Below are 2553 nucleotides of genomic sequence, written 5' to 3'. Positions count from 1 at the left end.
ATCTGTACAGAGAAGATAAATAAATAGCTTCAGTTTCATGATAAGGGGGCTGGCGAGGTTTGTCAAGGAATTTTTATGCAAGAGATCTATTGAAATGCCCCTGTAAAATTATACTATTAATTAGTACACTGTAAATTTAAAATTATAAATATGTTAAGCAGATTGGTAATTTTGCTATTAGTTTTTATACTTCCTTTTTCTTCATACTCATACCAGTTTAGAACCAAAGCAAAGCAAGCAGTAGTCTTAGATTTAGCTTCAGACTCGTTCATTTTTGACCATAATTCTGACGAAAAAATGGCCCCATCTTCAATGAGCAAGCTAATGACTTTATATATAGCCTTCGATTATCTAAAAGCTGGAATAATACACATGGAGGATAAATTTCGAGTAAGCAGAAAAGCGTGGGAAAGAAAAGGCTCTTCTATGTTTTTGAAAGAAGGTCAATCCGTTACAGTAAGGGAATTACTTGAAGGAATTACAATAGTCTCAGGCAATGATGCCTGCATAACACTAGCCGAGGGCATTGCAGGATCAGAAGAGAATTTTGTGGCTGAAATGAATGAAGTTGCACAAAATTTGAATCTGAATGACAGTCATTTTGTCAACTCAAGCGGGTGGCCAGATGAAGATCATTTTATGAACGCAAAAGACTTGGTAATGCTGGCAAAAAGGATTTTCACTGATTTTCCTGAATATTATGATTTATTTTCCGAACAATATTTGACATATAATGAAATTGTACAAAAGAATAAAAATCTTCTACTTTTTCACGATATTGGGGTTGATGGCTTAAAAACCGGTTATACAAATGCTGGTGGTTACGGCATTGTAGCATCTGCAAAACGAAACGATAGGAGAATTTTTGCTGTCGTAAATGGCTTAAACACTGAGAAAGAGCGAATAGAAGAAGCAAAAAGACTGATACAATATTCCTTAAATCATTTTAACACCAAGAAAATATTCGCTAAGGATAGCGTAGTTGAGGAAGTAAATGCTCTCTATGGAAAAGATAAAAAAGTGCCTATTACAGTTGCAAACGATGTTACCATAACTTACAACCGCAAATTGCATGACCGAATTAAGGTGCGTATTGAATATAAAGATATGATACCTGCACCAATTAAAAAAGGTCAAGAAGTGGGCAAAGTTTTTGTAGAAATACCAGGTATTGAGCAACAAACTACACCACTTTATGCAGCAAATGACGTGCAGGAATTGAATTTCGTAGAAAAGTTTTTTAGGATGTTATTTTAAGTTTAACATTAAAGCAATTTCGAAAGAGAGATCTATTGCACTTTAGTATAGTTTTAACTAACAATTTCTGTTACAATACAAGATTGAAGTGTTACGAAAATGTGCTGGTTGTATTTGTTGCTGTCTAGTATCCTAGAGATGCTGTGGGCTGTAACACTAAAGTTTAGTAACAGTTTTACTAAAGTTGTGCCTTCGATTGCAACATTGGTAATTATGATCATTAGCATTTATTTTTTATCTCTTGCAGCATGCTTTCTACCTATTAGAGTATGCTATGCAGTTTCCTCTGGAATATGCACAATTGGAATAACTATAATTGGTGCAACCACTTTCACAGAGAATATTAATTTATCTCAAGTTTTATGTATCGTTTTAATTGTAATAGGAACCATAGGGCTCAAGCTCTCTATTTAAACCTAAAGTTTATGCATGAATTGGATATATTTACTCTTATCGTCACTAATTGAAGTGTTCTGGGTCATAGCACTTAAGCATAGTTGTGGATTTACTCATCTCGTACCATCAATAATTAGCATATTCTCCATGGCTCTTAGTACATATTTACTTTCGCTCGCTACACGTTCTATACCTATCGGAGTATGCTATGCAATTTGGACTGGAGTGGGCGCTATAGGAGCTTCGATACTTGGAGTTTACCTATTTGATGAACCAGTTAATTTATTCGAAGTAATATGCTTTATTTTAGTTACATTCGGGATTATAGGATTAAAATTGTTTGATACTGCAAAACAAACTGTTGATAAAATGGAATAAAAGATCCCACTGGGATGAAAGAAGCAGATACTCCATATTGTCATGCAAATTGGAATCCAGACTTTTTTCTATATAGCATGGTGAAGACGGGAAACCGTAACCGTTCACACAATGGCGTCAACTTAAGGAAAAATGTCAGAGATTGCGTATAAAATTTCTCTCTAAATTTTTTATCATTAAATTATCCAAAGAGTGCAAGAAACAGCACTTTTGTTTCTATTTTATTGCAACAAAAAAGTTTAAAATGTGTCTTTTTTAGGTGAAACATGCAAAAAGGAAAAAACCTTATTCTACAAATTAAAAATGCAATATACTCGAAAACTTTTCAGAGAATCCATTGTGTTGAGTTTTACATGAACAAGAAAACTTCCTTTTTCGACAGTATTTTCTATGATTTTAAAGTTAGTTAAAAAAAGTTTGGGAATAGAATGTGAACTTATGGAGCCATTGACATGTACCCTCAAAGCAAGCTTTTTCTAAAGCAAGGTATAAGATTTGCCATACAGGCTTTCAAGAATTTAA

The 2553-nt window shown here is 33.6% G+C and carries 3 protein-coding genes and 1 pseudogene; all 4 read left to right on the top strand.

What is annotated here, in order from left to right; translation table 11 throughout:
- Positions 1-150: 150 nt before the first annotated feature.
- Entirely contained in the window at positions 151-1257 is a 1107-nt protein-coding gene (locus OZD63_RS00420; RefSeq protein ID WP_274979565.1) for a D-alanyl-D-alanine carboxypeptidase family protein, read from the top strand.
- A 99-nt stretch (positions 1258-1356) separates the two neighbouring features.
- Positions 1357-1671 carry a DMT family transporter gene (locus tag OZD63_RS00415; protein ID WP_275007800.1) on the top strand — a complete coding sequence of 105 codons (315 nt, stop codon included), beginning with the start codon at positions 1357-1359 and terminating at the stop codon, positions 1669-1671.
- Between the two features lie 15 nt (positions 1672-1686).
- Positions 1687-2031, top strand: a complete 345-nt coding sequence (locus OZD63_RS00410; protein WP_274979563.1) for a DMT family transporter — start codon at positions 1687-1689, stop codon at positions 2029-2031.
- A 266-nt stretch (positions 2032-2297) separates the two neighbouring features.
- Positions 2298-2553: pseudogene (locus OZD63_RS00405) on the top strand (IS4-like element ISWosp8 family transposase); the annotation flags it as partial.

It is taken from the genome of Wolbachia endosymbiont of Drosophila leontia (assembly GCF_028981785.1).
Lineage (GTDB): Bacteria > Pseudomonadota > Alphaproteobacteria > Rickettsiales > Anaplasmataceae > Wolbachia > Wolbachia pipientis.
Note: the sequence above shows the minus strand (reverse complement) of the source record. Positions and strands in the feature narration are given on the sequence as shown.